Annotated in this window: 14 protein-coding genes; 5 read left to right on the forward strand and 9 right to left on the reverse strand. The window is 67.6% G+C overall.

Annotated features, from left to right (window positions below):
• The first annotated feature begins 95 nt into the window (after window positions 1-95).
• Window positions 96-1,673 (forward strand): carboxylesterase/lipase family protein, encoded by a 1,578-nt coding sequence (locus ACLJPD_RS26925; protein WP_410875874.1) that lies wholly within the window; start codon window positions 96-98, stop codon window positions 1,671-1,673.
• 55 nt (window positions 1,674-1,728) lie between these two features.
• On the opposite strand, the gene ACLJPD_RS26930 is transcribed toward ACLJPD_RS26925, so the two are convergent.
• From ACLJPD_RS26930 to ACLJPD_RS26965, 8 genes are read right to left on the reverse strand one after another with little or no spacing between them, the layout of a single operon-like run.
• Window positions 1,729-2,403, reverse strand: coding sequence for a TetR/AcrR family transcriptional regulator (locus ACLJPD_RS26930; protein WP_410875876.1), 675 nt, complete (start codon window positions 2,401-2,403; stop codon window positions 1,729-1,731).
• Between the two features lie 12 nt (window positions 2,404-2,415).
• Window positions 2,416-4,578: a 3-hydroxyacyl-CoA dehydrogenase NAD-binding domain-containing protein gene (locus tag ACLJPD_RS26935; RefSeq protein WP_410875878.1), complete on the reverse strand. Its 2,163-nt coding sequence runs from the start codon at window positions 4,576-4,578 to the stop codon at window positions 2,416-2,418.
• A 29-nt stretch (window positions 4,579-4,607) separates the two neighbouring features.
• On the reverse strand, window positions 4,608-5,819 hold the full coding sequence (locus ACLJPD_RS26940) for an acetyl-CoA C-acetyltransferase (RefSeq protein WP_410875879.1): 1,212 nt from the start codon (window positions 5,817-5,819) through the stop codon (window positions 4,608-4,610).
• Window positions 5,820-5,852: 33 nt separating this feature from the next.
• Window positions 5,853-6,629, reverse strand: a complete 777-nt coding sequence (locus ACLJPD_RS26945) for an enoyl-CoA hydratase (RefSeq protein ID WP_410875880.1) — start codon at window positions 6,627-6,629, stop codon at window positions 5,853-5,855.
• A complete protein-coding gene (gene mmsB / locus ACLJPD_RS26950) occupies window positions 6,626-7,522 on the reverse strand; it encodes a 3-hydroxyisobutyrate dehydrogenase (RefSeq protein WP_410875881.1) in 897 nt (298 codons plus the stop codon). Before mmsB ends, ACLJPD_RS26945 begins: the two co-directional genes overlap by 4 nt.
• Window positions 7,519-8,583 (reverse strand): enoyl-CoA hydratase/isomerase family protein, encoded by a 1,065-nt coding sequence (locus ACLJPD_RS26955; RefSeq protein ID WP_410875883.1) that lies wholly within the window; start codon window positions 8,581-8,583, stop codon window positions 7,519-7,521. Before ACLJPD_RS26955 ends, mmsB begins: the two co-directional genes overlap by 4 nt.
• Window positions 8,580-9,719 (reverse strand): acyl-CoA dehydrogenase family protein, encoded by a 1,140-nt coding sequence (locus ACLJPD_RS26960; protein WP_410876323.1) that lies wholly within the window; start codon window positions 9,717-9,719, stop codon window positions 8,580-8,582. Before ACLJPD_RS26960 ends, ACLJPD_RS26955 begins: the two co-directional genes overlap by 4 nt.
• Window positions 9,720-9,726: 7 nt before the next feature.
• On the reverse strand, window positions 9,727-11,226 hold the full coding sequence (locus ACLJPD_RS26965; RefSeq protein ID WP_410875884.1) for a CoA-acylating methylmalonate-semialdehyde dehydrogenase: 1,500 nt from the start codon (window positions 11,224-11,226) through the stop codon (window positions 9,727-9,729).
• A gap of 191 nt (window positions 11,227-11,417) precedes the next feature.
• On the opposite strand from ACLJPD_RS26965, the gene ACLJPD_RS26970 reads away from it, so the two are divergent.
• Complete coding sequence (locus ACLJPD_RS26970; RefSeq protein ID WP_410875885.1) at window positions 11,418-12,566, forward strand: acyl-CoA dehydrogenase family protein; 1,149 nt, start codon at window positions 11,418-11,420, stop codon at window positions 12,564-12,566.
• Window positions 12,567-12,581: 15 nt separating this feature from the next.
• Here the strand turns inward: ACLJPD_RS26970 and ACLJPD_RS26975 are convergent, their stop codons facing one another.
• Window positions 12,582-13,199, reverse strand: coding sequence for a TetR/AcrR family transcriptional regulator (locus ACLJPD_RS26975; RefSeq protein ID WP_410875886.1), 618 nt, complete (start codon window positions 13,197-13,199; stop codon window positions 12,582-12,584).
• A 98-nt stretch (window positions 13,200-13,297) separates the two neighbouring features.
• On the opposite strand from ACLJPD_RS26975, the gene ACLJPD_RS26980 reads away from it, so the two are divergent.
• The 3 genes from ACLJPD_RS26980 to ACLJPD_RS26990 are packed head-to-tail and all read left to right on the forward strand — an operon-like array spanning window position 13,298 to window position 16,700.
• Entirely contained in the window at window positions 13,298-14,179 is an 882-nt protein-coding gene (locus ACLJPD_RS26980) for a metal-dependent hydrolase (protein ID WP_410875887.1), read from the forward strand.
• Window positions 14,176-15,207 (forward strand): PDR/VanB family oxidoreductase, encoded by a 1,032-nt coding sequence (locus ACLJPD_RS26985; protein WP_410875888.1) that lies wholly within the window; start codon window positions 14,176-14,178, stop codon window positions 15,205-15,207. Before ACLJPD_RS26980 ends, ACLJPD_RS26985 begins: the two co-directional genes overlap by 4 nt.
• A 20-nt stretch (window positions 15,208-15,227) precedes the next feature.
• Window positions 15,228-16,700, forward strand: a complete 1,473-nt coding sequence (locus tag ACLJPD_RS26990) for an aldehyde dehydrogenase family protein (RefSeq protein ID WP_410875890.1) — start codon at window positions 15,228-15,230, stop codon at window positions 16,698-16,700.
• Window position 16,701: the final 1 nt, after the last annotated feature.

Consider the following 16,701-nt stretch of genomic DNA (forward strand, 5'->3'; position numbering starts at 1 on the left):
AGTTTTGTTTCAAAAGTAAATCACTGTGGGAGCTCTCGTTGCGAGTCCATATCTTCACACCTCGGTTCGCGGCCATCAGATGGCTGGCGACGGCCGTGGCCCTGACCAGTCTGGTCGCCTCGATCTCGGCGACCGCGATCCCGCGAACCGGAGCAGCGCCCGCCGACGCCGCTGCGGACCCGGTGGCTACCGTCACCGGTGGGCAGATCCGCGGTCTGCGCACCGACGGGATCGTCGAGTACCTCGGCGTGCCGTTCGCGGCCCCGACCTCGGGTGAGAACCGCTTCGCGCCGCCGCGGCCCGCGGCGCCGTGGACAGACCTGCGTCCCGCGCTCACCCACAGTCCGCAATGCCCGCAGGCCTCCCCCGTGCCGTTCGGAGTGGCGCTCCAGGAGTCGGGCGAGGACTGCCTGAGTATCGATATCTACATGCCGCAGAACGCTTCTGACGCCGCGCTGCCGGTAATGGTGTGGCTCTACGGCGGCGCCTTCGTTCTCGGGTCCAACGCCCAATACGACTCCCCCGCCCGACTCGTGCGCGAGGGCAAGGTCATCGTGGCCATCCCCAACTACCGCGTCGGGCCGTTCGGCTTCCTCGCGCTGCCCGAACTCGCCGACAGCACCGGCGGCATCACGGGCACCTACGGCACGCTCGATCAACAAGCCGCGCTGCGCTGGATTCAGGACAACGCTGCCGCGTTCGGCGGCGATCCGGGCAATGTCACGATCTTCGGTGAATCCGCCGGAGGGATGAGCGTGTGTACCCAACTCGCCTCACCGTCGGCTCGCGGGCTCTTCCACCGGGCCATCGTCGAGAGCGGGTCGTGCGCGCGCAGCCCCCTCGCTCCGCCGAGCAGAGACGTCGCGTTCCAACGATCGGCGGACTACGCCGCGAGCGTGGGCTGCGACGATCCGCGGACCCGGCTGCCATGCCTGCGCGCGCTGCCCGCCGACCGGTTGCTCGATTCCCCGACCACAGAAATGAATTCGATGGCGGTGACCTGGAGCCCGGTCCTGGACGGCGTCGTGGTCACCGCCGAACCCGAACAGGCTCTGGCCGCGGGGGCAGCGCGAGACATGCCCCTCATCGTCGGTAGCAACGCAGACGAAGGCGCCACCTTCATCGCGCTGCTCGACTACACGCGCGCCACCGTACCCACCGCGACCGACTATCTGAATTGGACACGAGAACTGTTCGGCGACAACGCCGATCAGGTCATCACCCGATATCCGCTGTCCGACTTCGCCGCCCCCGTAAAAGCCAAGGAACGAGTGATCACGGACGGATTCTTCGCCTGCCCCGCCCTGTTCACCACCGAAGCCGCACGCCGGGGTGGCGCACAGGTGTGGCAGTACCAGTTCAACGAAGCTCCGCTGGGCGACAATCCGTTGCTACCGGGCGCCTTTCACGCCGCGGAGATCCCCTACGTGTTCTCCGCGTTGATGGGTGTGAACATTCCCCTGCCACCGGCCGCGGATCTGCTCTCCCGACGCATACAGCAGAGCTGGGCGCAGTTCGCGCACACCGGCGATCCGGTGACAACGGACTTCACCGGCTGGCCGACCACACCCGGCAGCACCCTCGAAATGGGAAGCGACCGCATCAGCACCGCCGACTCGTTCACCCAGCAGCATCACTGCGACCTGTGGTCGGGCATCGGTCACATCGGGTAATTCGCTCGCCCGCCACTCGGAGTCCGCGCATCGAGGCGAAATCGACAGTGAAGGTCTATCTGTCCTCCTGTGGTCGATCAACTGTCGATAGTCCGTTCCAGCACAGCGCGGACGCGGTGTCGATCGCGTCGCTTTTCGGGATCGGTCGCCCGGCTTCCAGCCAATGGCGGGCCGCGAGGTGGCTGATGCCGACCAGTCCCCAAGCGTGCATGTCGGCCTTCCTCGCCTCGACGCCCGCCGCCCGCAATTCGACGCTCACCAGGACCGCGCAGTCGCGCATCGCGTTGCGCACCCGCCATTCGACGCACGGTTCGCTGGGCACCGGTGATTCGAACACCAGCACATACCCACCGAGGTCGTGGTCGACGAAGTCGAAATAGGCCTGCACGGCCCGACGGACCCGGTTCCGTGGCTCGGTGTCCGTTGCGACAGCGGCCCGGACACCGTCGACCATCCGATCCAGATTGAGTTGCAGCACAACGAGATACAGGTCCAGCTTGCTGGCGAAATGATCGTAGAGCACCGGTTTGCTGATCCCGGACCGCGCGCTGATCTCGTCCATCCTGGCCCCGTGATATCCGCTGGCGACGAAGACAGCTTGCGCGGCGGCCACCATGAGCCGACGCCGGTGGGCCCGCGCGGCGGGTCCACGAAGGCCGGACGGGGAGGCTGCCGATCCCCCGGCATCCGGGCTCACCGGGTGCCGGGGGTCGCTGTGCATCGTCGTCATCGCAGACCTGGTTCAGCCGAGCGTTTCCCCGGCCGCGGCCTTGGTACGCAACGACTCAGGAACCTCGAAGCGGTCGCCGTAGGCGGCCCGCAGCTCATCAGCCCGCGCCACGAATCCGGCCAGCCCGCCCGCGTACTGGTTGATGTACTGGATCACGCCACCGGTCCAGGCCGGAAACCCGATGCCGAAGATCGACCCGATGTTCGCGTCCGGCACGGTGCGCAGCACCCCCTCGTCGAAACACCGCACGGTGTCGAGCGATTCGGCGAACAGCATCCGTTCCTGCATGTCGATGAACGCGATGGTGTGGTCACGGGTGTACTTCTCGGCCAGGCCCGGCCACAGGCCGAGCTTCTTGCCGTCGGTGTCGTAGTCGTAAAAGCCGCGGCCCTCGAGTCGGCCCGGCCGATCGAACTCGTCGACCATCGCGTCGACGAGCGGGTAGGCCTTCGAATCAACCCAGTTCTTGCCTTCGGCGAGCAGGTTCTCCTTCAGGCTGCGCCGAATCTTTTGCGCCAGCTTCATATTGATCTCATCGGCCAACGCCAAGGCGCCCACGGGATAACCGGCCTGGGTGGCGGCCTGTTCGACCGAGGCCGGGTGCACGCCCTCGGCGACCAGCGCGATGGCCTCGTCCATGAACTGGCCGATGACCCGGCTGGTGAAGAAGCCGCGACTGTCGTTGACCACGATCGGCGTCTTCTTGATCGCCAGGGTGTAGTCGATGGCGCGGGCGATGGCTTCATCGCTGGTTTCGTCGCCGACGACGATCTCGACCAGTGGCATCTTGTCCACCGGGGAGAAGAAGTGCAGACCGATGAAGTCCTTCGGCCGCTGCACGCCGGTGGCCAGGTCGGTGATCGGCAGGGTCGAGGTGTTGGACCCGAGGAGGGCATCAGGGTTCACCAGGTGTTCGATCTCGCCGAACACCTTCTTCTTCAGGCCCGGGTCCTCGAACACCGCTTCGACGACGAAGTCACAGCCCGCGGCGTCGGCCGGATCCGCGGACGGGTGGATACGACCGAGGATCTCGTCGTAGGAGTCCTGCGTGATCGCACCTTTGCGCAGCGCCTTGTCGAGCAGCTTGCGCGAGTAGGCCTTGCCACGCTCGGCCGCCTCGATGGTGACGTCCTTCAGCACGACCTGCATGCCGGCGCGGGCCTGCACATAGGCGATGCCCGCGCCCATCATGCCCGCGCCGAGCACGAGGACCTTCTCCGGCGTGCGCACGGGGAAGCCTTCGGGGCGGCTGCCGCCCTTGTTGATCGTGCCCAGATCGAAGAACAGGGACTTGATCATGTTCGTCGAGACCTGACCACAGATCAGCTTGGTGCAGTAACGGGTCTCGATGGCGAACGCGGTGTCGATGTCGACCTGCGCGCCCTCGACCGCCGTCGCCAGCACCGCGATCGGCGCGGGCATCGGTGCGCCCTTGAGCTGTTTGCGCACGTTCGCGGGAAACGCGGGCAGGTTGGCGGCCAGTGCCGCACTGGCAGGGGTGCCGCCGGGGATCTTGTAGCCCCGCACATCCCACGGCTGGGCCGCCTCGGGGTTGGCCGTGATCCAGGTGCGGGCCTGCGCGAACATCTGTTCGCGGGTGGCGGCGACCTCGTCGATGATCCCGACCTGCAGCGCCTTGGCGGGTTTCATCCGCTGGCCCTGGCCGACGACGTTGAGCACGGCGTCGGTGATGCCGAGCAGCCGCACGGTCCTGGTGACGCCACCCGCGCCGGGCAGCAGCCCGAAGGTGACCTCGGGCAGGCCGAGCAGGCTGCCCTTGGCGTCGAGCGCGATCCGGTGGTGGGTGGCGAGCGCGACCTCGAAGCCGCCGCCGAGCGCGGTGCCGTTGATCGCGGCGACCACCGGCTTGCCCAGCGTCTCGAGCCGACGGAACGCCGCCTTGTAGGTGTCGAGGCCGAGCGCGATCTGCGGTGCGGTCTCCGGTGTCGCGTTCATCAGCAGGTTCAGGTCACCGCCGGCGAAGAAGGTGTCCTTGCCCGAGGTGAGGATGACGCCGTCGAAGCTGTCGCGCTCGGCTTCGAGCCGGTCGACGGTCGCGGTGAGATCGCGGGCGAACGACTCGGTCATCGTGTTGGTGGACTGGTTCGGGTCGTCGATGGTGAGCACGAGCACCCGGTCGGCGCCGAGCTCCCAGGCAATCATGTTGTCGGTCATGGTCTTTCCTCTGTATCCGAGTCCGGCGCTCAGACGCGCTCGATGATGGTGGCGATGCCCATGCCGCCGCCGATGCACAGCGTGATCAGTGCGCGGCGCGCTCCCCGACGCTCTAGTTCGTCGACCATGGTTCCGGTGATCATGGCGCCGGTGGCGCCCAGCGGGTGGCCCATGGCGATGGCGCCGCCGTTGACGTTGATCTTCTCGTCGGGCACACCGAGCTTCTTCTGGAAGTTCAGCACCACCGAGGCGAAGGCCTCGTTGAGTTCGAACAGGTCGATGTCGTCGACGGTGAGCCCCGCGACGGCAAGGGCCTTCTCGGTCGCAGGCACCGGTCCGGTGAGCATGATCGTGGAGTCGCTACCGCTCACCGCGGAGGCGATTATCCGAGCACGCGGCGTGAGACCTGCTGCGAGACCGGCTGATTCGCTACCGATGAGCACCAGAGCCGAACCGTCGACGATGCCGGAGGAGTTACCGGCGTGGTGCACATGGTTGATCTTCTCGACGTGGTGGTAGCGCTGCAGGGCGACCGCGTCGAAGCCACCCATCTCCCCCATCGCCGCGAACGACGGCGCCAGTCCGGCCAGGCTGTCCACCGTCGTGTTCGGGCGCATGAACTCGTCGTGGTCGAGCAGCACCGCGCCGTTGATATCACGCACCGGGACAACAGATTTGGCGAAGTAGCCACCCGACCAGGCAGCGGCCGCTTTCTGCTGCGACCGCACGGCGAAGGCGTCGACGTCCTCGCGGGTGAAGCCCTCGATCGTGGCGATCAGGTCGGCGCTCACGCCCTGCGGCACGAAGTAGGACTCGTAGTTCGTGATCGGGTCCATCGCCCACGCGCCGCCGTCGGAGCCGAGCGGGATGCGCGACATCGACTCCACGCCACCGGCGATGACGAGCTGCTCCCAGCCTGAACGCACCTTCTGCGCCGCGGTGTTGACCGCCTCGAGGCCCGATCCGCAGAACCTGTTGAGCTGTACTCCGGCGACGGTGTCGGGCAGCCCGGCCGCGATCGCGGCGGTCTTGGCGATGTCGGCGCCCTGGTCGCCCACGGGCGACACCACGCCGAGCACGATGTCGTCGATCGCGGCCGGATCGAGCTCGGGATGGCGTGTCCGCAGCTCATCGATGAGCCCGACCACCAGATCGAGTGGCTTCACGCCGTGCAGGGCGCCGGTCTTCTTGCCGCGCCCGCGCGGGGTGCGGATCGCGTCGTAGATGTATGCCTCGGTCATGGTTCCTCGAAAAGTGTGTCGGGTGATGCCGGGTCAGCGATGGGTGAAGTTCGGTGGCCGTTTGTCGACGAAGGCGTTCATGCCTTCGGTCTGATCCTCGATCGCGAACAGCGAGTGGAAGACGCGGCGCTCGAAGCGGATTCCCTCGGCGAGGGTGGTCTCGAAGGACCGGTTCACCGCTTCCTTGGCGATCATGGTGACCGGCAGCGATTTCGCCGCGATGGTCTCGGCCACCTCGGCGGCGACGTCGAGCAGGTCGTCGGCGGCCACGATGCGTGAGACGAGCCCGGCCCGTTCGGCTTCCTCGGCGCCGATGGTGCGTCCGGTGAGCACCATGTCCATCGCCTTGGCCTTGCCCACCGCGCGGGTGAGCCGCTGGGAGCCACCGATGCCGGGGATCACGCCGAGCTTGATCTCGGGCTGCCCGAACTGCGCGGTGTCGGCGGCGATCAGGATGTCGCAGAGCATGGCCAGCTCGCAGCCGCCACCGAGCGCGTACCCCGCCACGGCGGCGACGGTGGGCTTGCGGAACTGCGCGAGCTGATCCCAGCGGGCGAAGAAGTCGTCCATGAACATGTCCATGTAGGACTTGGGCGCCATCTCCTTGATGTCGGCGCCCGCCGCGAAAGCCTTGGCGGAGCCGGTGATCACGACGGCGCCGACCTCGTCGTCACGACCCAACTCGTCCAGCGCGGCGATGATGTCGTCGAGCACGGCGGTGTTGAGCGCGTTGAGGGCCTTCGGCCGGTTCAGCGTGATCCAGCCGACGCGGTTCTCGGTCTCGACCAGGATGGTCTCGTAGTCGGTCACGCGGTGGCCTCGCCGGAACGGTCGCGGATGTCGGTGACGATGGCGGAGAAGTCCCGGCCCGCGTCGGTCTGATTGAACCGCGCGTAGATCGCGGCGGCGAGTTCGCCGAGCTGCCCGTCGATTCCGTTGGCCTGCAACGCGTTCGCGGCCAGGGTGAGGTCTTTGGACATCAGCGCGGTGGCGAAGCCGGGCAGGTAGTCGTTGTTGGCCGGGCTGGTGGGGACCGGACCCGGAACCGGGCAGTAGCTGGTCAGCGCCCAGCTCTGGCCCGACGCGGTGGACACCACGTCGAAGAAGGACTGGTGGCTCAGGCCGAGGCGCTCACCGAGCACCAATGCCTCGGACAGACCGATCATCGAGATCCCCAGCAGCATGTTGTTGCAGATCTTGGCGGCCTGACCGACGCCCGAGTCGCCGCAGTGCACGACCTTGCCGCCCATCACCGCCAATACCTCGCTCGCGTCGGCGAAGTCGGCGGCCGCGCCGCCCACCATGAAGGTGAGGGTGCCCGCGGTGGCACCGGCGACACCACCGGAGACCGGTGCGTCCAGCGGCCGGTGACCGGCCGCGACTGCCTGTGCCGCAGCCGCTTTCGCGTCGGCGACATCGATGGTGGAACAGTCGAGGAACAGCGTTCCCGGCGCGGCGGCGGGCAGCAATTCGGCATAGACGTCGAGGACCAGCTTGCCGTTGGGCAGCATGGTGATCACCACGTCACGGCCCGCGGCGGCTTCGGCGGCGGTGGCCACCACCGTCGCGCCGTCGGTGCGTGCCTGCTCCTGGGCGGCGGGCACCGGGTCGTAGGCGAGCACGTCGTAACCCGCGCGCACCAGGTTCGCCGCCATCGGGCCGCCCATGTGACCGAGCCCGAGGAAACCGATCGTCTTCGTCATCGCTGTGCCTTCGTTGTCGTCGAATCCAGTTCCGCCGCACCGAGCTCGGCGAAGTAGACCGCGACCTGCTCGTCGGTCACCTCGGCGAGGGTCGCGGGCCGCCACTGGGGATTGCGGTCCTTGTCGATCACCTGGGCGCGGATGCCCTCGACCAGGTCGTGGGAGCTGAGCGCGGCGACCGAGACCCGGTATTCCTGGTCGAGTACCGCCTCGAGGCTCGGCAGGTCCCGCGCGGCCCGCAGCGACCGCAGCGTGACCTTCAGCGCGACAGGCGATTTCGCCAGCAGCGCCGCGAGCGCCTCGGCGGCCTGTGGCGCTTCATCGGCCTGCAGCCGGGCCGCGATCTCTTCGACGGTGTCGGCGTTGTAGCAGGCGTCGATCCAGTGCCGCTGCGCCAGCAGATCCGAGGACGGCGCCGCCTCGGCGAACTTCGCGATCGCCGCGTCCACACCCACGGTGCCCAGCGCGTCGAGCAGCTCGGGCAGCGCCTCGGATGGCACATAGTAGTCGGCGAATCCGGCCGCGATCGCGTCGCCCGCGTTCATCCGCGCGGTGGTCAGCGCCACGTGGGTGCCGATCTCGCCCGGCGCCCGCGAGAGCAGGTAGGTGCCGCCGACGTCGGGGACGAAACCGATGCCGACCTCGGGCATCCCGATCTTGGACCGTTCGGTGACGATCCGATGGCTGCCGTGCCCGGCCAGACCGACCCCGCCGCCCATCACGATGCCGTCCATGATCACCACATACGGCTTGGGATAGCTGCCGATCAGGGCGTTGAGGTGGTACTCGTCGCGCCAGAACCGCCCGGTCGGCGAATCAGCTTCCGCCGTCCCACCTTTCGCGTCGGTGTGGATGGCGACGATGTCGCCGCCCGCGCAGAGTCCGCGCTCGCCGGCGCCGGTGACAACGACGGCACGGACCGCGTCGTCGTCGGCCCAGGAGCGCAGCGCGTCGGTGATGGCCAGTGTCATGGCGTGATTGAGGGCGTTGATGGCCTTGGGACGGTTCAGGGTGATCGAACCGAGACCGTCACGGACGGCGATCAGTACTTCGTCGGTCATGCAGCTCCGATCAGCGAGCGGGCGACGACCACCCGCATGATTTCGTTGGTGCCCTCGAGGATCTGGTGCACACGCAGGTCGCGCACGATCTTCTCCAGGCCGTACTCGTGCAGGTAGCCGTAGCCGCCGTGCAATTGCAGCGCCTTGTTGGCCACCTCGAAACCGGTATCGGTGGCGAATCGCTTCGCCATCGCGCACAGGGAGACCTTGTCCAGCGCGTCCGCGTCCAGGGCGGCCGCGGCCCGCCACAGCAGGGTCCGCGCCGCCTCCAGTTCGGTGGCCATGTCAGCCAGCTCGAACTGCAGTGCCTCGTTGCGCACCAAGGGTTTTCCGAAGGCGTGCCGTTCGGTGAGGTAGCGGACCGACTTGTCGAGCGCGGCCTGTGCGCCGCCGATCGAGCACGCGGCGATGTTGAGCCGGCCGCCGTTGAGGCCGTTCATCGCGATCGAGAAGCCGTCGCCCTCGGCGCCGAGCCGGTTGGCGACCGGCACTCGGGCGCCGTCGAGGGTGACCTGGCGGGTCGGCTGGGCGTTCCAGCCCATCTTCCGTTCGTTGGCTCCCACGGTCAGGCCCGGTGTGTCGGCCGGGATGATCAGCGCCGAGATGCCGCGCGGGCCCTCGCCACCGGTGCGCACCATCATCACGTACACGTCGTTGGCGCCCGCGCCGGAGATGAACTGCTTGGCACCGGTGAGGACATAGTCCTCCCCGTCTCGAACGGCCTTGGTGCTCAGGGCCGCCGCGTCGGAGCCGACGCCCGGCTCGGTGAGCGCGTAGCTGCCGAGCAGCTCCATCGACGCCATTTCCGGCACCCACCGGTGCCGCTGCTGCTCGGTGCCATAGGCATCGATCATCCAGGTCGCCATGTTGTGGATCGAGATGTACGCCGCCACGGACGGGCACCCGGTGGCGAGCTGTTCGAAGATCCGCACCGCGTCGAGCCTGCGCAGGCCGGAGCCGCCCACGTCGCCGCGCACCGAGATGCCGCCGAGCCCGAGCGGGCCCGCCTTGCGCAGCACGTCGACCGGAAAGTGTTTGCGCTCGTCCCAATCCAGCGCATCGGGCGCCAGGAACTCGTCGGCGAACTGGCGCACGGTCTCACCGATCGCGCGTTCGTCCTCGTTGAGGGTGAACATCACCGCATCAGTCCATCGTCGGAATGACGAACGCGTTGGACTCCTTGAGTCCGGCAGGCCAACGCTGGGTCACCGTCTTGGTCTTGGTGTAGAACCGGATCGAATCCGGGCCGTGCTGGTTGAGATCGCCGAAGCCCGAGCCCTTCCAGCCGCCGAAGGTGAAGTAGGCGATCGGCACCGGGATCGGCACATTCACGCCGACCATGCCGACCTGCACGCGGGCGGAGAAATCGCGAGCCGTGTCACCGTCGCGGGTGAAGATCGCGACGCCGTTGCCGTATTCGTGCTCGTCGACCAGCCGCAGCGCCTCCTCGTAGTCGCCCGCGCGCACCACGGTGAGCACCGGGCCGAAGATCTCCTCTTTGTAGATCCGCATGTCCGCGGTGACGTTGTCGAACAGGCTCGCGCCGACGAAGAAGCCGTCCTCGGCGCCGTCGACGGTCAGGCCGCGGCCGTCGACCAGCAGCTGCGCGCCCTCGTCGACACCGATCTGCACGTAGTCGTTGACCCGGTTCACACCGTCGAGCCCGACCAGCGGACCGAAATCGGCGCCCGGGTCGTCGGAGCGGCCGACATTGAGCTTGTGCACCCGCTCGGTCAGCTTCGCGACCAGCCGGTCCGCGGTCTCCTGACCCACCGGCACGGCCACCGACAGCGCCATGCAGCGCTCACCAGCCGACCCGTAGGCCGCGCCGATCAGCTGATCGGCGACATCGTCGAGGTCGGCGTCGGGCATCACGACCGCGTGGTTCTTGGCCCCGCCGAAGCACTGTGCGCGCTTGCCGTTGGCGGTCGCGGTCTCGTAGATGTACTGGGCGATCGGGGTCGAACCGACGAAACCGACCGCCTTGATCCGCTTGTCGGCCAGGATCGCGTCGACGGCTTCCTTACCGCCGTTGACCACGTTGAACACACCCGGCGGCAGCCCCGCCTCGAGGAACAGTTCGGCCAGGCGCAGCGGCACCGAGGGGTCGCGCTCGGACGGCTTGAGCACGAAGGCGTTACCGCAGGCCAGCGCCGGACCCGCCTTCCACAGCGGGATCATCGCCGGGAAGTTGAACGGCGTGATGCCCGCGACGACACCGAGCGGCTGACGCATCGAGTACACGTCGATGCCGGTACCCGCGCTGTCGCTGTACTCGCCCTTGAGCAGGTGCGGAATGCCGATGGCGAACTCGATGACCTCGAGTCCGCGCTGGATGTCGCCCTTGGCGTCGGCGATGGTCTTGCCGTGCTCGGCCGAGAGCAGCGCGGCCAGGCTGTCCATCTCCTCGTTCACGAGGTTCACGAACTTCATCAGCACCCTGGCCCGCTTCTGCGGATTGAACGCCGCCCACACCGGCTGCGCCGCGGCCGCGTTGTCGATCACCGCGGTCACCTCGACGGTGTTCGCCAGCGGAACCCTGGCCTGCACCTGCCCGAGATTCGGATCGAAGACGTCGCCGAAGGCGCCGGAAGTGCCGGTGACGTGCTTGCCGCCGATGAAGTGCGTGAGTTCGCGAGCCATGCCAGTCCTACTCCGTTGATGTCGATTGCGCGGTGCGCACAGTTGGAGGGTTTCCAATAGTTGGATGTCCAAGTAATCCGTACCTTCGCAGCTCCGGTCGGCGTTTGTCAATTCCCGAACTCCGCTGTTGACAGATTGCCAACAGCATGTCCACTCTGGTGCACAGTCCATCGAACGAGAAGAGGAACTCGATGAGCACCGTCGACACCGACGCCGAATCGGAGCTGCAGGGTCTGGCCGAACTGGCCCGCAGCTTCTTCGTCAACACCGTCGCGCCCCACCGCGAGGAGTTCGCCGCGCAGGGTTATCCCAGCCGAGAGGTCTACCGACAGGCCGGTGAACTGGGCCTGCTGTGCATGTCGGTGCCCGAGGAATACGGCGGTGGCGGCGGCACTTTCGCGCACGAGGCCGTGCTGTTCACCGAGCAGGTCAAGGGCGGCGACTCCTCGATGCAGCTGGGCGTACACACCGGCATCGTGCCGCACTACCTGCTGGCCTACGCCTCGGAGGAGAACAAGAAGCGCTGGCTGCCCAAGCTCGCTTCCGGCGAGTGGATCGGCGCCATCGCCATGACCGAGCCCGGCACGGGTTCGGACCTGCAGAACATCGCGACCAAGGCGATCAAGGACGGCGACGACTATGTGATCAGCGGCGCCAAGACCTTCATCTCCAACGGCCGCAACTGCGATCTGCTGATCATCGCCGTGAAGACCGACCCGACCCAGGGCGCCAAAGGCGTGTCCCTGGTGGTCGCCGAGGTCGCCGACGACACCCCCGGCTTCGAGCGCGGCAGGCTGCTGAAGAAGGTCGGTCAGAAGGGCCAGGACACCACCGAACTGTTCTTCGACGGACTGCGGGTACCGCAGGCCAACCTGCTCGGCACCGCCGAGGGCCAGGGCTTCGTCCAGTTGATGCAGCAGCTGCCGCAGGAACGGCTGATCTGCGGCGTGGCCGCAGCCGCGACGATCGAGGCCGCGGTCGACGAGACGCTCGCCTATGTCAAGCAGCGCAACGCTTTCGGCAAACCACTGTTCGCCATGCAGAACACCCGCTTCGAAATGGCGGATTGCGCGACCATCGCGACCGTCGTGCGGACCTTCGTCGACGACGCGGTGGCCAAGCACCTGCGCGGGGCGCTGGATGTGAAAACCGCGGCGATGATCAAATACTGGACCACCGATCAGCAGACCCAGGTGGTCGACCGGTGCGTCCAGCTGCACGGCGGCTACGGCTACATGGAGGAGTACCCGATCGCGCGGATGTGGATCGACGGGCGCATTTCGCGCATCTACGCGGGTGCCAACGAGGTCATGAAGGACCTGATCGCCCGCTTCCTCTGACGCGTCGGCCCGCGCCTACGGCCCGGATACCAGAATCGGGACCACGTAGGCGCGGGCGAACGCCGCCAGCGCCTGCTCCGAGCCGGTATCGATGGTGCCGACCGGCTGCAGGATCAGCGAGTGCACCACCCGGCAGACCACTTCGACCCGAGCACTGAGATCGGGAATGTCGGGAAATCGGTTGTCCTCGAGCACCTTTCGGATGATCTCGGTGGACGCGGCGACCGAGAGCAGGAAGAACGACGCGCCGTCGACGGTGAGCTGGGGCAGCAGGCGGTCGGCTTCCAGGGTGAGCAGCCGCTCGACCAGTGGGTGTGCCCGCCAGCGGGTGATCACGGTGGTGAAGACGTCGACGACGATGTCGTCGAAGCTGTCGTGGCGGGCCGGGATCTCGCCCAGGTCGGCGAGCAGCCTGCGCACCTCCCGTTCGAACGCGGCGCTCACCACGTCGTCGCGCGATCCGATCCGCCGATAGACGGTGGCGCGGTCGACGTCGGCGGCCTTGGCGATGTCCTCGATCGTCGTCTTGCGCACGCCCACCCGCTCGAACTGCACGAGGGCGGCATCGAGAATTCGTTCTTCGACGGAGTCGGCGGTGGGCGAATTTCCCGAGGTCGCGGCGGTGGACAGCACCCTTCGACGGTATCAGGCGTGGCGGGTGCCGAGCACAACCACAGATCGAATCTGTCTGCAACATTGCGATACTATTTGTTGCACTGTACGGTCTGAATATGGCTGATAACGGTGCAACGGCGCGCTCCTATCAGGAAGAAGCGCACGCAATTCACGCGCGGGATGTGCATTTCGACTTCTCGTCGGTGCCCATGCACTACATCCCGGGCGAAGTACTCGCGACACATGTCACCAATGTGATGCATCTCGTACTTCCCGAGGGCGAACGAGCGATGGCCACCTGCCTCGCCGAGGCCCTGCCCTACATCAAGGACGAGCGGCTGCGGGAGGAGGTCACCGGATTCATCGGCCAGGAGTCGATGCACGCCAGCAGCCACGAAGGCGCACGGCGACATCTGCAGTCGATCGGCCTCGATGTGGAGTCCTATGTCGCCAAGATCGGCTGGCTGGTCGACCGGCTCCTGGGCGACCAGGGGCTCACCGGTCGCGCCAAGGAGGAATGGCTCAAGGAACGCCTCGGCCTGTTCGCCGGGATGGAGCACTTCACCGCGGTCATCGGCGAATGGCTGCTGGAATCGGACGTGCTGGCCGAGCTCGGGATGGACCCGACCATGCTCGATCTGGTGCGCTGGCACGGCGCCGAAGAGGTCGAACACCGCAGTGTGGTGTTCGACGCCTACATGCACGTCGACGGCGGGTACGCGCGCCGGCTGCGGACCGGGCTGCTCGCCAGCGGGACGCTGCTACCGCTGTTCGTCATCTCGACCGCCTATCTGTATCGCCAGGACCCCAGCCAGGACAAGGGACGCTCCTGGGCCAAACAGTTCGTGAGCGCGACTGTGCGCGGGGTGATTCCGAGCTTCACCACCTTCGTCACCGAGATGCCGCGCTACCTGCGGCCGAGCTTCCACCCCTCCCAGCTGGGTTCGATGGACAACGCACTGCGGTACCTGGCGCACTCGCCGGCGGCGCGCGCGTGAACCCCACCACCGATGTGGCGACGCCGGGCCTGCGGGCCATCGGCGCCGCCGTGGACATCTACAAGAAGGTGTTCACCCAGCCCGCGCTGTCACCACCGCATCCGGTGCGACACAACGGCTTCGATCTCGACGTCCGCGTGGAAGCGGTGCACGCCGAGGCCACCGACGTCATGAGCCTGACCCTGGCGGCCACCGACGGCGGGTACCTGCCCTCGTGGCGTCCCGGTTCCCACCTCGATGTCTTCCTCGCCTCGGGCCGCCAACGCCAATACTCCCTGTGTGGCGATCCGCGCGACCGGCACCGCTACCGGATCGCGGTGCGCCGCATGGACAACGGCGACGGCGGATCACGGGAGATGCACACCCTGCGCTTGGGTGACGTGCTGCGCATCCGCGGGCCGCGCAATGCCTTCACCTTCGTCGAGACCGCACCGTCGTATCTGTTCATCGCCGCGGGCATCGGGATCACCCCGATCCTGCCGATGGCGCGCGCGGCCGGTTCCCGCGGGCGCTTGGTCTACCTGGGCCGATCGCGGAAGACGATGCCGTTCCTCGGTGAACTCCCCGCAGGCACCGACCTGCGCCCCGACGACGAAACCGGCACACCGGACCTCCCGGCGCTGCTCGCCACCGCCGCCCCCGGCGCCGCGGTCTACGTGTGCGGTCCTCCCCCGGTGCTCGATGTCGCCCAGCGCAGCCTGTTCGCCCTGAACCCGACCGCCTCGCTGCACACCGAGCTGTTCTCGGCGCGGCCGGTGATCGACGGCAAGGAATTCGACATCACCCTCGCGCGCACCGGGGAAACCGTGCGTGTCGACAGCACCGAGACCGCGCTCGACGCGATCCGTCGGGTGCGGCCCGACGTCGCCTTTTCCTGCCGACAGGGATTCTGTGGCAGCTGCAAGACCAAGGTCGTCGCGGGCTCGATCGATCACCGCGACCGACTACTCCCCCCGGGCGAGCGCACCGACCACCTCCTCCCCTGCGTGTCCCGTTCCGCCGGTGGCGCACTCACGCTGGATCTCTGATCGCGAAAGGCACGCCTGCCATGACCACCACGCTCACCTTCGACGTCCACAGTCCGGCGACCGGCGCCCTGGTCGGTTCTTATCCCAGCCACGACGAGAGCGCCGTCGAGGCCGCCGTCGACAGGGCACACGGTGCCGCGACCTGGTGGCGCACAGTCGGTTTCGATGAACGTGCCCGGCGCCTCGATCGGTGGCGCGCCGAGATCACCCGCGGCCGCGACGAACTCGCGCGCATCATGAGCCAGGAGATGGGCAAGCCGCACTCCGACGCCGCACTCGAGATCGTGATGGCGCTCGAACACCTGAAGTGGGCCGCCCACAACGCGAAAGAGGTCCTCGGCCCGCGTTCGGTCGCGCCCAGTCTGTTGACCGTCAATCAGGCCTGCCGGGTCGAATACCGGCCCTTCGGCGTGGTCGGGGTGATCGGCCCGTGGAACTACCCGGTGTTCACCCCGCTCGGCTCGATCTCGTTCGCCCTGGCCGCGGGCAACACGGTGGTGTTCAAACCCAGCGAGTACACCCCGGGAGTCGGCGTCTGGCTCGCCGAGTCGTTCGCCCGCGCCGTCCCCGAACAGCCGGTGCTGCAGGTGATCACCGGCGGCGGCGAGACCGGTGCGGCGCTGTGCCGCAGCCGGGTCGGCAAGATCGGGTTCACCGGTTCCACCGAGACCGGTAAGCGCGTGATGGCCGCCTGTGCGCAGCGGCTCACCCCGGTGCTCATGGAATGCGGCGGCAAGGACGCCCTCGTCGTGGACGCCGACGCCGACCTCGGTGCCGCGGCCGACGCCGCGCTGTGGGGTGGCATGGCCAATGCCGGGCAGACCTGTCTCGGCGTGGAACGGGTATACGTGCACACCGCCGTCTACGACGCGTTCCTCACTGAACTGCTCGACCGGGCGCGCGATCTGCGGGCCGGGCCGGGAACGGCGAAAATCGGTCCGATCACCATGCCTAAGCAGCTGGCGGTGATCCGGCGACACATCGAGGACGCCATCGCGCGGGGCGGCCGGGCACTGCTGGGCGGGCTCGACGCCATCGACGGCCAGTTCGTGCAGCCGACCATCCTGGTCGACGTGCCGCACGATTCCGCCGCTATCACCGAGGAGACCTTCGGCCCGACGCTGGTCGTCACCCGGGTCGCGTCCATGGACGAGGCGATCGAGCTGGTCAACGACTCCGACTACGGGCTCGGTGCCACTGTCTTCGCCCGCCGCGACGGTGACGCCATCGCCGACCGGATCGACGCGGGCGCCACCTCGATCAACGCGTTCGTCGCGCATGCCACCATCCCCGCGCTGCCCCTGGGCGGGGTCGGCGCCTCCGGCTTCGGCCGGGTGCACGGACCCGACGGCCTTCGCGAGTTCACCTACGCCAAAGCGACTACGCGGCAACGGTTCTCCTCGCCGCTGGCGCTCACGACATTCACCCGCAGCGCCGGGATCGACACCGTCGTCGATCGCCTGGTGTCGGTGCTGCACGGAAGGATCGGCTGAC

The sequence above is a fragment of the Nocardia sp. A7 genome (genome assembly GCF_046549215.1).
In the GTDB taxonomy this organism is placed as follows: domain Bacteria; phylum Actinomycetota; class Actinomycetes; order Mycobacteriales; family Mycobacteriaceae; genus Nocardia.